The 12792-nt window shown below is 42.2% G+C and carries 9 protein-coding genes; 6 read left to right on the top strand and 3 right to left on the bottom strand.

Annotation, left to right across the window (positions count from 1 at the left end; genetic code table 11):
* The first annotated feature begins 350 nt into the window (after positions 1-350).
* The 4 genes from BLQ60_RS01620 (at position 351) to rpmE (ending at position 4685) form a co-directional block, all read left to right on the top strand.
* Positions 351-2621, top strand: a complete 2271-nt coding sequence (locus BLQ60_RS01620; RefSeq protein WP_092615025.1) for an AmpG family muropeptide MFS transporter — start codon at positions 351-353, stop codon at positions 2619-2621.
* A gap of 28 nt (positions 2622-2649) precedes the next feature.
* Positions 2650-3051 carry a lactoylglutathione lyase gene (gene gloA, locus BLQ60_RS01615; protein WP_092615022.1) on the top strand — a complete coding sequence of 134 codons (402 nt, stop codon included), beginning with the start codon at positions 2650-2652 and terminating at the stop codon, positions 3049-3051.
* 149 nt (positions 3052-3200) lie between these two features.
* Positions 3201-4184, top strand: coding sequence for a bile acid:sodium symporter family protein (locus BLQ60_RS01610; protein ID WP_092615019.1), 984 nt, complete (start codon positions 3201-3203; stop codon positions 4182-4184).
* 276 nt (positions 4185-4460) lie between these two features.
* The gene (gene rpmE / locus BLQ60_RS01600) at positions 4461-4685 is read left to right on the top strand and encodes a 50S ribosomal protein L31 (RefSeq protein ID WP_092615012.1); all 225 of its coding nucleotides are present in this window, start codon (positions 4461-4463) and stop codon (positions 4683-4685) included.
* 157 nt (positions 4686-4842) lie between these two features.
* On the opposite strand, the gene BLQ60_RS01595 is transcribed toward rpmE, so the two are convergent.
* Genes BLQ60_RS01595 through epmB form a run of 3 tightly spaced genes read right to left on the bottom strand, consistent with a single transcriptional unit; the run spans position 4843 to position 9842 of the window.
* Entirely contained in the window at positions 4843-7041 is a 2199-nt protein-coding gene (locus tag BLQ60_RS01595; RefSeq protein WP_092615009.1) for an EAL domain-containing protein, read from the bottom strand.
* Complete coding sequence (locus BLQ60_RS01590) at positions 7038-8786, bottom strand: hypothetical protein (protein ID WP_092615006.1); 1749 nt, start codon at positions 8784-8786, stop codon at positions 7038-7040. The genes BLQ60_RS01595 and BLQ60_RS01590 overlap by 4 nt, the downstream gene beginning before the upstream one ends.
* Positions 8787-8810: 24 nt before the next feature.
* Positions 8811-9842 (bottom strand): EF-P beta-lysylation protein EpmB, encoded by a 1032-nt coding sequence (gene epmB, locus BLQ60_RS01585; RefSeq protein ID WP_092615003.1) that lies wholly within the window; start codon positions 9840-9842, stop codon positions 8811-8813.
* An 82-nt stretch (positions 9843-9924) separates the two neighbouring features.
* Here epmB and efp point away from each other — a divergent pair, with 82 nt between their 5' ends.
* Complete coding sequence (gene efp, locus BLQ60_RS01580; RefSeq protein WP_092615001.1) at positions 9925-10494, top strand: elongation factor P; 570 nt, start codon at positions 9925-9927, stop codon at positions 10492-10494.
* 192 nt (positions 10495-10686) lie between these two features.
* Positions 10687-12789, top strand: coding sequence for a carbon starvation CstA family protein (locus BLQ60_RS01575; RefSeq protein WP_092614998.1), 2103 nt, complete (start codon positions 10687-10689; stop codon positions 12787-12789).
* Positions 12790-12792 lie beyond the last annotated feature (3 nt).

Here is a 12792-nt window from a genome sequence, read left to right as displayed (position 1 = left end):
GGTTTAATGGAGTAATCTTGTGCTAAAGGTTGAGATTCGGTGATGGTGTTGTGAGCTGCTTTTTGATTGTTAATCACAATTTAATCCATAGAGATTGAGTATTACTTTAGCTATTAAAGTGACAGTTTTATTGCTTTAATTCAAGTGAAAATCTAAGATTAATCGGCGTCAAGCGCTGAGTTGGATAAAACATGATTGATTTAGCCGAGCGTGTTGATTTTATGCACTAAAAAGGTCTTCAAAATCAACAATAAAGCCTTAATGTTCATTTGTGACAAAATGTGCGAAATGAACGTGTTAACATGACCTGACACGGGTTTAACAACAATGATTGCGGGAAAGAATGATTGATGGCGAATGCAAATCAAGCGGAAACAAATGAAAAGATTCAGAAAAATTGGGGCAGTGCCTTTCATGCGTTTTTGGATCGTCGAGCGATCATTATGCTGTTTTTGGGCTTCTCGGCGGGGATACCAATTCTACTGATTTTTTCCAGCTTATCGCTATGGCTTGGTGAAGCGGGCATCGAGAAAAGTGCAGTGACTATGTTCAGCTGGGCGGCACTAGGCTATTCTTTTAAATTCGTCTGGGCACCGCTGATCGATGAAATTCCTGTCCCATTTCTGACCAAGACTTTAGGGCGACGTCGGGCGTGGCTGTTAATTGCACAATGTCTGATCATGGTGGCGATTTTTATCATGGCAATGTCGAATCCTGCCATGGGATCATCACAGCTGATTCAGATGGCGATCGGTGCGGTATTGCTTGGTTTCGCCTCAGCCACACAAGATATTGTGATTGATGCCTATCGTATCGAGCTTGCGCCAACGGAAATGCAAACGGTACTGGCGTCGACCTACAACGCTGGTTATCGCATCGGGATGATTATTGCGGGTGCAGGGGCGCTATTTATCGCCGCAGCCTATGGCACAGCGAAAGGTAATTATATCTACGAAGCGTGGCAAAAAACCTACTGGATCATGGCTGCAGTGATGATCATTGGTGTGATCACGACTTTGACCGTTGGTGAGCCAAAAGTTGAACGAGTTTATAAAAGTTATAAAAAATCAGATTATTTACGCTTAGTTTTTGTATTTTTCTGTGCTGTCATTGGTTTGGTCATCGGATTTATTTATATTGGTAAAGCTTTGGCAATGATTACGGTAGATGATCCATTTTTGTCTTTTCTTTTAGCGGCCATACGATTTATTGGTTCATTTTTGATTGCATTTACCATAGGTTATTTTCTTGTGCAACTCGGTGCAGTTAATCGTCAGATGGCAAAAGAAACGTGGGTTGCACCATTTGCCGATTTCTTTAAGCGTTATGGATTAAAACTTGCTTTAGTGTTGCTGTTGTTGATTGGTTTTTTCCGTATTTCAGATATCGTCGCAGGTGTGATTTCTAATGTCTTTTATCAAGACATGAACTTTAGCAAAGAGCAAATCGCCGAAGCTGTGAAAATTTACGGTGTCATTTTCACCTTGATTGGTGGCTTTTTGGGTGGCTTACTTTCACAGCGATTTAATATCATGAAAGTGATGTTTATCGGGGCAATCTTAGCCAGCAGTACCAATTTGATTTTTATCGCACTGGTCAAATCAGGTGCGCCAACTTCACAGGTCAGTGTCGATGTTGCTGGACAACATTATACTGCGAATACCGACGAAGTCGGTTTTTGGAAAGTGGCGATTCCAACTGCCGTGCTGGCACAGGATCGACAAATCGTCACCAAAGTTGCTTATCAAAATGGCGATGACAGCAAACAGGGTGTACAGGTCGAGCGTGCAATGCCTTACTTGGTCAGTGATTCACAAGCAATTGCTTCAAAAGTAATGGATTCTAAAGCAACAGATTCAACGTATGCAGATGCATTAAATCGGGTACAAATTCAATTGTTACCGCTAACACGTGATGGCTATTTAGAGGTCAAAGAGCGTGACCAAAGTGTGGTGGTTGAAGGTCAGGTCTTGGGTCTGACGACCGATGAAATTGCGCAAAATAATGTGGTACAGATTCAGCTTGACGGTGAGTCTTTTGATGCCAACGTAGATCAGCATGGCAATTTCACCGTTGCGATTCCAAGTGATACCCTTGCTAAGGCATCGGCAAAATCATTGATGGCGACATATCAGTTGAATGCTGATCAGCAATTTAAAACGCAGAAGGGTTATGAGGTACAAGATTCGACCTTAACCTTTGATCCTGCAAAAGATTATCAACTGAATAACTTGATTGATCCGTTACCAATGATCGACGACTCGCAAGCGACACAAGTGGTTTCGGGTAAAGTGGTGAAGGAATATAGTAAGTTTTGGCTGTACATGGCGATCGTGATGGACAATCTGGCATCGGGCTTAGCTGGTGCAGCATTTATCGCATTTTTATCGAGTTTGACCAGCGTGTCCTTTACCGCTGTTCAATATGCGATCTTTAGCTCACTCATGACCTTGACGCCGAAAATCATTGGTGGCTATTCTGGCACGATCGTGACCAATATTGGTTATCCAAACTTCTTTTTGATGACCACTTTGATTGGTATTCCGATCTTAATTCTTGTGGTCTGGGTGGCAAAATTGCTAAAAGCACATGAACGCCAACAGACTGAAAACTCCCATTAACCAACCACCCAATCGTGAGGAAAATACGATGCGTATGTTGCATACCATGTTACGAGTCGGCAATTTGGACAAGTCTTTGCAGTTTTATACCGAAGTGCTCGGCATGAAGTTGTTGCGTCAACGAGACTATGAAGAAGGGCGCTTTACCCTTGCATTTGTCGGTTATGGCGACGAATCCGATCATACCGTGCTTGAGCTGACGTATAATTGGGATACCTCAAGCTATGACTTGGGTGACGGCTATGGACATATTGCGATCGGTGTTGAAGATGCGTATCAAGCCTGTGAACAGATCAAAGCACGTGGTGGCAATGTGGTGCGTGAAGCAGGCCCAATGAAAGGTGGCGTGACTGTGATCGCATTTGTTGAAGATCCCGATGGCTATAAAGTGGAATTGATTCAACAAGATCAGAACGCACGCAATAACTAACAGTATGGTTTAAACTTCATTACAGATTTCGCTGTTGTAAATGATGTGATGATTGTCACAAGTGTAGGAATTGACTTGATTTTTCCAACTCGGCGTATATCATCAACGCCGAGTTTTTGTTTTTCTATCAATCGAAGAAGTTGAAAATAATGGCACTTAAATATTTTGCGGTGGATCGTTTCACGATATTACTGGTTCTGATGGTTTTACTTGCCAGTTTTTTCCCGATTTCAGGGCAGTGGGCAGAAGGCTTTAATACACTGACCACGATTGCAATCGCCATTTTATTTTTTCTACATGGGGCAAAGCTCTCTCGAGAAGCCGTGATTCAGGGCATGATGCACTGGCGTTTGCACAGTTTGGTCTTTGCTTTTACTTTTATCGTGTTTCCATTGCTCGGCTTGCTAGCAAAGCCGATTTTGCAACCGATGCTCGGTGATGCGCTGTATTTGGGCTTTTTATTTTTATGTTTCTTGCCTTCTACGGTGCAATCTTCGATAGCCTTTACCTCTGTCGCTGGTGGTAATGTCGCAGGTGCGGTCTGTAGCGCCTCATTTTCCAATATTATCGGTATGTTTATTACGCCGATTTTGGTCAGTTTTTTTATTCTGGGGCAGTCTGAGCATGCCTATGATCCGAGCAGTGCGATTATCAAAATTGTGGCGTTGCTGTTAGTACCATTTGTCTTGGGGCAACTGCTTCGTACATGGATTTACCCCTACATGGTCAAAGTGCCGAAGTTGGTCAAAGCCTTTGATCAGGGCAGTATTTTGATGGTGGTCTATGGTGCGTTTAGTAGTGCGGTGATTGCTGGGTTGTGGCAGCAGTTGGATGCGGCGACATTATTTTATTTAATTGTTGCCTGTTCGGTACTACTCACCATCATCATGTTGCTTGCATTCTATATCCCAAAATGGCTCGGCTTTAATCGTCCAGATCAGATCACCATCTTTTTCTGTGGTTCGAAAAAAACTTTGGCAAGTGGCGTACCGATGGCACAAATTTTATTTATCGGACAGCCGATGGGTATGTTGGTATTACCGATCATGATTTTCCATCAAATTCAGCTGATGGTTTGTGGGGTGATTGCCGCCAAATGGGCAAAGCAAAACCTCGATACCTCTGATCAGTAATTGCCGATAATGCGAGGTGGGTGACTGGTATTGAATCGCTGGTATTTACTTCAAAATCACTGTATAATAGCGCCCACTTGTTGTGCTTAGCTCTGACCTTGTGGGTCTCGGTGGGCCAAAAGAAATGGTCTATTTTCGTGTCAATCTGCATCATTTTAGCTTTTCAAAAAAAAAGCATTAAAGTTGCCTTTTCCTCAAATGTTGATATTGCAGTCGATTTTGAGAGTGGTTGATAGCGAGAATAGCAAAACCTTTCTCACTCAGGAGTCATCGACCATGCGTGCCGATATTCACCCAAAATACGAAACATTAACAGCAACTTGCTCTTGCGGTAACGTCATTGAAACACGTTCTGCATTGGGTAAAGATTCTCTTTATCTTGACGTTTGTTCTGCGTGCCACCCATTCTATACAGGTAAACAAAAATCTGTAGACACTGGTGGTCGTATTGACAAATTCAAGCAACGTTTTGCGGGTATGTCTCGTAGCATCAAGCGTTAAGCTGAGGCTTGCGATCAATCGAAATGATCGTAAACGACAAAAGAAAAATGGGCTGTGTCTTCACAGCCCATTTTTTATGTGTGATGCTTGCGTTGGATCAATCTACTCAAGCATTTTGAATTGGTAAAAATGAAGCAAGAAGCGGAATAGTGCGAGCTTAGCTGGCACTGTTCACAAATTCGTTTTGCTTCGGTTGATAATAATTACCTTGTAGATAGCGTACATCGACAGTCCATGCATTGGCAAATGCGGTCATATCATCTAAGTGACTGATCAAGAATTTGATATTATTGTCATGCTCACGGAACTGATCGATTTTCTCTTGTAATTCAACCATGCCTTCATCACTTTGCAACTGTAGGCTAAAGTTTTGCGTAAGTTTGGCAAACGCCAATTTTAGCTGTTGCAATAGATGCACACTATAAATCGAATCACCGAATTCTGCGATTGCCACATCCAAGCCTTGTTCTTGAATCGATTTAAGCACTTGGGTATTGCGATCACGATTCATCAAAATATCTGCTTCATTGAACTGTAAAATCAATGGTTTTGCATATTTCGAGTTAATCAGATTGACCAGTTTGCCAAGTAAGGCTTGAATGGTTGCGTCTTGCAAACTGCTGGCATGAATGTTTACCAAAATACGGGCTTTTGGACATTTTTGAATGAATTGATGCAAGCGTTTTGAGGCTTCGATCAATATCCAACGATCAACCCGAGCGGCAAGTGATGGATTGCGTTTTAAGGCATCGAACTGAGAAAAGGCAATGTTTTTTTGCTCATATTCAAAGCTGGCAGTCACTTCAAACACATGCGCATCAATATCTTCTTTGTCATAGAGTTGCTGAAAGTGTAGTGCAATCGAATTATTCTCGATTTGTGCAACCAAAGACTTTTCAGTTTCATCCAAGGTGGCATCGTTGGTGCTGTCGATCACAGTCGAAGTGCTTGTATTATCAGAGGGCTCAAAAGTTAAACCTTGCGCAGGTTCAGATTCACCTAATGATACTGATAATGGGGCAGAGTTGTCCGTGCTTAGGCTCAAGCTAGGCGCATCATCTACTGAGCGCTCATCACTAGAATCAAGGCTCAGCGTCATATCGAGCGCAGGATTATAATGGTGTTGATAAGCAGATTCGAGCAGTTGTTCGATTTGGCTGACATCGTGTTGCGCAGACAGGTTTTGAAAACCTACAGCCAATTGCACAGGAAAAGTCTGTGAGCCCACGGTAATTTGGCTTGGTAATGCTTGTGCTAGTGCCTTAAGCGCATTTTTTAATGTTGCGGCGGAGCTTGCGCTAATGACAGTGACAAAACTCTGCTCAGCAATGCGCAATACAGTGCTTTGGGCGGCATGTTTTTGTGCGAGTTGGCTGAGCTGTGTTTGTAGTGCTTGGAAAAATAACGTGGTGCTATTCCAATGTGTTTTGAATTGCGCAGGATCAACGCCATTGATTTTAAACATGACCAGCGCAGATGCATTTTGACTGCTAAGCGCTTGCTGACAAAGTTGCACCACATCATCAAGCCCTGCAAAAGCACTGTCATTCGATGTGATATTTGCTGTGTTACTGTCAGTGACAATCACCAACTGTAATGCAGGCTCATCATCAAAATTACTTTCTGAAAATTGTAGATTCAGTTGCTTTTGCTGTGCTTTTGGGTTTTGACTGAGAATGCTAAAACTCGAATTGCTAAAATCGCCACGACTGAGCTTTTTATAGCTTTGTTTAAAACTCTGTTGATCTTGTGGTTGTAAGATATCTAATAAGGGCAAACCAATCAGACTATCTGCGTCGTTTACTGCAAAAAGCTCGGCATATTGTGCATTGGCGGAAACATGGACACCTTCTTGAAAGGTCGCCACAGCATATTCTGTGGTTTCCACTAAGTTTTGCGTTTGTTGTTGGAGTTGATCAATCTCTTGTGTGAGCTGTAACTCTTTGCGCACCAATCGTGAATAGGTAGTGGCACGTGCCAAACTTACAGTCAACTGTTGTAAATCTTGCGGATTAACAATATCAAAAATGCCTTTTTGATAGGCTTTATTTAATTCGTTCGGCTGATTTTGAATATCATCTGACAATAGAATCACAGGAATAGTTTTACCTTTTGATTCAATAAATTCCAGTGCACGATCGAAGTCAAAGTCATAGGCATTCTGATAAAGAATCACATCCCAATTCAGATTTAACATTTTTTCAAAACTGGCAAGGTCATCCAATAATTTGCCATGTGCGGAAAACCTAGCATTTAAGCCTTGCTGAATCACATTTAAAGTATTTTGTTGACTATCAATCATCAAAAAACGGATCACTTGTGCTTGAGACTGTTTGTCTTTTGAAAGTAACTTCATTTCAGGGCTTCCCACAAATCCTGTGTGTCTATACTATTCACTTGTGCATCAAAAAAGTCGCTCAGTAAGCTGAGTTTAGATTGCTCGAGTAAGTCGAATTCAAATCGTGCACAGCTTTGCACTAGACTAATGCTCTGTGTTAAAAAAATACGTAGCTCAATTGTACCAAATCGTAGGCTTAGGTTTTGATTTTCATGAAAAATTTGCGGACTCGGTAAGATTAGCGAGAAGTTTTGTTGCTCATCTCGCACCAACAATGTTGGATGGTAGATTGTGTCTGTGGTTTGTTTTGCCAGCGATACAGCTACTGGCGCCATTTTACGCACCACTAATTCCACACCAAATTCCACACTCTGTTGATTGGTGCTTTTCAGCCAGCGAATCAGTGCACCAGCCCACGGCTCATCTTCTTTTTCACGTAATAAGATAAAATCACCCGTACGCAGATGCTTTGGTAGGGTTTCATGCCAACTTAAACAAAAGCCTGAGCTACTGCGGTTGACGATATGTGGCTGATAGATTTTGGTAATTTCAGCGTTATAGCGTTGCTCATAGTTTTTAGTAGAAAGCTGAAGCTCTGGATCGGATGCCAAATCTGAAATACTTTGGGCGCTATTGCGTAAACTTAAGTCAGTTTCACGTAATAAGGTTTCTTTAAAATGCTTGGCACCTGATAAAAAATAATGCGCAGAACTAATGCCCAATGCCACATCAACATCACCTTCATCAGAAAAACGGGTATTTTTCCGTTCGCCGCTTTGACTCAACGTGGTTAATAAATGGCTTTTAATGACGATGTTGAGATGCTGTTGTTCTTCCTTGGAGAAATAACGGGCATTCGGCTGCATGGTTGATTCGATATAGCTGAGCAATTCCGCCGTTTCGATATACAATGTATCTTTTTGATTCGCTGCTTTGCCTAAAACCGTTGTAGGCGGACGATCTTCAAACAATTGACAGCAAAATTTATAATCAGGTTTTGGCTCATTGTGCAATCTGACCATATGCAACCAATAGCCCAAGCAGGATTTTAGGTTTTTTAAATCTTCTTGGCGTAACTTATAGTTATTCAAGAGGCTAAGCAGAACCAGTTCGATAAATGCATTTTCGATATGTTCTTGGCGGGTCTGATATTTTTCCAGATGCACATCAATTTTGTCTTGATCAAAACGAAAGGCACGCGCCATCCACAGAATATCGTAGGCGGTATGCCAAAAATATTTCGGCTCATTAAAGTAAATCAACTGTAATGAATATAGTAGATCGGTTAATAACTTGATCACTGCATAAGCGCAATAGGTTCGCAGAATAGTGAGTTTTTTCTTACGGGACAGTTCAAAAATCGAAAACTTATGATTTTCAAGCTGATATTGCACACGCTTTGCCATATCTCGATAGAGTAAAGCGTGCTGGCATTTAATCTCTAACACCAAATCGGCAATTTGCTGATCTCGCAAGGTATCGATCATGGCATTATTGAGATAATGGTGCTCGAGCGACAATAACAAATGTTGCAGATCGGGTTCGATATTTTGCAAAATTTTCCAGCGGGAGAGGTCACTACAGTTTAATCCACGCAGTTCAAGCAAAGTGACAAAGACTTGTTTGGCAGCTTCGCCAAGATCAAGCTGTAATAGATTGGATGCCCATTTTTGGGTATCTGTTTTAAAATTTGTAATATAGGTCAGTTGCTTAATATTTAAAGTAACAGACTCTTGGAACAGCTTTTCCAGTTTCACCGTCATGCTCGACCCCCTAACCATCTCCCATCAGAAGACGTTCAGTGGCGTTTTGTGTAGCTCCCCTGAAGTCTCACGAACGAGTTTTGGCACCAAATACCCTGGTAATTCTTTTAAAAGCGCTTGATAAATTGTCTGTGCGGTTGCATCTGTTATTAGAAAGTGTGATGCACCTTGCACTTTATCTAAGACGTGCAAATAATAAGGTAGCACACGTGCATCAAACAGTCGATAGCTCAGCGCCTTTAATATATAAAAATTGTCATTAATTTCACTTAAAAGTACAGATTGATTGAATAAGGTCACATTGATGTTGCAAAGTTTACGCATCGCTACATCAAAATCGATGTCCAACTCATTGGCGTGATTGCTGTGCACCACCAAAATTACCTTTAAACGTGTTGTAGCTAAAATCCGTAATAAATCATCATCGATACGCTGCGGAATCACCACTGGAACACGACTATGAATGCGTAAGGTTTTGATTTGTGGCAGCTGTTCAAAGCGATTAATCCACTGTGCCAGCTTGTCATTGGATACAGTGAGCGGATCACCGCCACTCAAGATAATTTCGTTAATTTCAGGATGATCTCGAATATAGTGTTCGATGGCAAACCAATCTCGGGATTTTGGTAAATTCTCCTGATAAGGAAAATGCCGTCTAAAACAATAGCGACAATGAATCGCACAAGCCCCTGTAATGGTCATAAGAATACGTGATTTATATTTATGCAACATGCCAGGCAGGGTGTTGGCTTCAAGCTCGCCTAAAGGATCGGCGCTAAATCCTGCTTGGATTTGTTTTTCCATATCCTGCATTTCTAAGTGGTGCGGAAAAACTTGCAAAAATAAAGGGTCGTAAGCATTGCCCACTTGCATCTTGGCAACAAACTGACGAGGTACACGCAGTTTAAACTGTTGATGGGCATGTTGTGACAGCAGTTGTTCTGATTTGAGGTCGTGTGTCGTGAGCTTTAATAACGCCAAAAGTTCTTCTGGATCAGAAATTAAGTCATTCAGTTGCGATTGCCAGTTTTTCTCTTGGTATAAATAGTTTATCATGCGTCACGAATTGATAATGCGATGCGGCATTATAGTATAGTTGAACCGTTTATTTTATTTATAAAGTTGGAGTGTGCCGATCATGGCCAATTATTCTACAAATGAATTCAAGTCAGGTCTTAAGGTAATGCTTGACGGCAACCCATGTTCAATCATGGAAAATGAATATGTAAAACCAGGTAAAGGTCAAGCCTTTAACCGTGTGAAATTGCGTAACCTTAAATCAGGCAAAGTGCTTGAAAAAACCTTCCGTTCAGGTGAGAGCCTAGAAGCTGCTGACATCATGGAAGTCGAGATGGAATATCTCTACAACGATGGTGAAATGTGGCACTTCATGAACCCAGAAAGTTTTGAACAAATCGCCGCAGAAAAAGCTGCGATGGGTGATGCTGCAAAATGGCTCAAAGATGACTCAAATGAAAAATGTACTATCATGCTATTTAATGGTGTACCTTTGAACGTGAGTGCGCCAAACTTCGTGATCTTAAAAATCGTTGAAACTGATCCAGGCGTGAAAGGTGATACAGCGGGTACAGGTGGTAAACCTGCAACACTAGAAACTGGTGCTGTAGTACGTGTGCCGTTATTCGTACAGCAAGAAGAAAGCATCCGTGTTGATACCCGTACTGGGGATTATTTAGAACGTGCTTAAACGAAACGTGCTTAATTTCTGAGCTGTATTAAAAAATCGAAAAAGGAGATGATCAATTCATCTCCTTTTTTTATGCCAAAGTCGTAGTTCAAAAGTCGTAGAGATGCAGTACAGTTGAAACAAAATTGTTGCTAAATATTTTTAAACATTTGGGTTAAAACATGGCGCAACAGCTACTCAAGAGGTATCAACATGGATGTGACACACAACCAGACCACGGCAAAATCTAAAATTATTTGGATTCTCGTTGCGATTGTCGGCGCAATTTCTTTTGGGATCTTGGCGCTCAGCCGAGGTGAACATGTCAATGCGGTATGGCTGGTACTCGCAGCAGTATGTATCTATAGTATCGCATATCGCTTTTATAGTTTATTCATTGCACAGAAAGTCTTTGAGCTGAATGATCGGCGATTGACACCAGCGCATCGACTTAAAGATGGCTTGGACTATGTGCCAACCAATAAATATGTCTTGTTTGGGCATCACTTTGCTGCGATTGCAGGTGCAGGACCTTTGGTCGGACCAATCCTTGCGGCACAAATGGGTTATTTACCAGGGACGATTTGGCTGTTAGTCGGTGTGGTGATGGCAGGTGCAGTACAAGATTTCTTGGTGTTATTCATTTCTACACGTCGTGATGGGCGCTCACTCGGTGAAATGGCGAAGCAAGAGCTCGGCTCTTTTGCGGGTGTGATCGTGATGCTCGGTGCGCTTGGGGTGATGGTCATCATTCTTGCGGTCTTGGCGCTTGTAGTCGTTAAAGCATTGGCAGAAAGTCCGTGGGGCGTATTCAGTATCGCAGCGACTATTCCAATTGCCTTGTTTATGGGCATTTATATGCGCTTTATCCGTCCTGGGAAAATTGCTGAGGTGTCGATTATCGGTTTTGTACTGATGATGATGGCAATTGTCTTTGGTGGAAATGTCGCCGCTGATCCATATTGGGGACCACTCTTTACCTTGACAGGTACGCAGCTCACTTGGGCGCTGGTAATTTATGGTTTTGTCGCATCGGTGCTGCCTGTGTGGTTATTACTTGCGCCACGTGATTATCTTTCTACTTTCTTGAAAATTGGTGTGATTGCAGGACTTGCGATCGGTATTGTGATTGCATTACCTGAAATGAAAATGCCAGCAGTGACGCAGTTTGTCGATGGTACAGGACCTGTATTCTCTGGTTCGTTATTTCCTTTTCTTTTTATTACCATTGCCTGTGGTGCGATTTCAGGTTTCCATGCCTTGGTTTCGAGTGGTACTACACCAAAACTGGTCGATAACGAAGTCAATATTCGCATGATCGGCTATGGCGGGATGTTGATGGAATCTTTCGTGGCGATCATGGCGATGATCTGTGCTACGGTGCTTGATCCAGGTGTTTATTTTGCGATTAATGCGCCTGCGGCGGTGATCGGTACAACAGTTGAAAGTGCATCTGCAGCAGTTAGTCAGCTTGGTTTTGTAGTCAGTCCTGAGATGCTCTCGACTTTGGCAAAAGAAGTGGGTGAGCATACGATTTTATCTCGTACGGGTGGTGCACCGACCTTTGCGATTGGTATGGCGCATATCATTTCTGAGATTTTCAACAGTCGTGCCATGATGTCATTTTGGTATCACTTTGCGATTTTATTTGAAGCCTTATTTATCTTGACTGCGGTCGATGCAGGGACACGTGCTTGTCGTTTCATGGTGCAAGATACTGCGGGGATTGTCATTCCATCGATTAAAAACTCAAGCTCGTTTATTGGGAATTTAATTGGTACAGGTGTTGCAGTATCGGCTTGGGGATTCTTCGTCTATCAAGGCGTAGTCGATCCGCTCGGTGGGATTAACTCCTTGTGGCCACTATTCGGTGTGGGTAACCAGATGCTTGCTGCGATGGCATTGATTTTGGGTACAGTGATTTTGTTTAAAATGAAAAAAGAAAAATATGTTTGGGTGACCATTGTCCCAACGATTTTCTTGTTCATCACCTGTATGACTGCGGGTTGGCAGAAGATTTTCCATGAAAATCCAAAAATTGGCTTCCTTGCACAGGCGAATCGCTTTAAAGAGGCATTAGCCCGTGATGAAATCCTTGCGCCAGCAAAATCGGTTGCAGAGATGCAAACGGTAATTTTCTCTAATCAAATCAATGCAGTGTTGTGTGGCTTCTTTATGATCGTGGCGATCGTGATGATCTTTGCATCGATCGGCATTATTCGCCGTGCTTTGGCAAGCCCAACGCCAACAGTGAATGAAGCGGAAGCGATTTATACAGAACAACCGATGACGGCTAACGAGTTCAAAGGGCATTAATTG

Source organism: Acinetobacter marinus (assembly GCF_900096915.1).
GTDB lineage: Bacteria > Pseudomonadota > Gammaproteobacteria > Pseudomonadales > Moraxellaceae > Acinetobacter > Acinetobacter marinus.
This window is presented reverse-complemented; position numbering and strand designations above follow the sequence as displayed.